The following is a 264-nucleotide window of genomic DNA, read 5'->3' on the forward strand; positions in this document are numbered from 1 at the left end:
GCACATAGCCGATCGTAACCTGAGTGACTGCACGTAAATAGACTTGCGATATAAAGCAAAAAAGCAGTCCCAAGACAGTACTAAACACTAAATAGTAAACGGAATAAGGCAAACGAAAAACAAATAGCACTAGCCCGACTGTCAGACCAACGCCTAATAATGTCGGCAAGACCGTAACCATAGACTTCTGACCAGGTAACTGAGTCAGACGCTCCAACCCTGTTAAGCTCAAAATAAGCGCGATGCTACTGGCAACGACACTAT

At 44.3% G+C, this 264-nt stretch carries 1 protein-coding gene; it reads right to left on the reverse strand.

The genetic code is table 11. From position 1 onward, the window contains the following. Positions 1-264, reverse strand: a 264-nt coding sequence (locus AAEZ02_RS22695) for a hypothetical protein (protein ID WP_351125337.1), incomplete at both ends; no start/stop codon positions are given.

Source organism: Shewanella sp. T24-MNA-CIBAN-0130 (assembly GCF_040310185.1).
Taxonomy (GTDB): Bacteria; Pseudomonadota; Gammaproteobacteria; order Enterobacterales; family Shewanellaceae; genus Shewanella; species Shewanella psychromarinicola.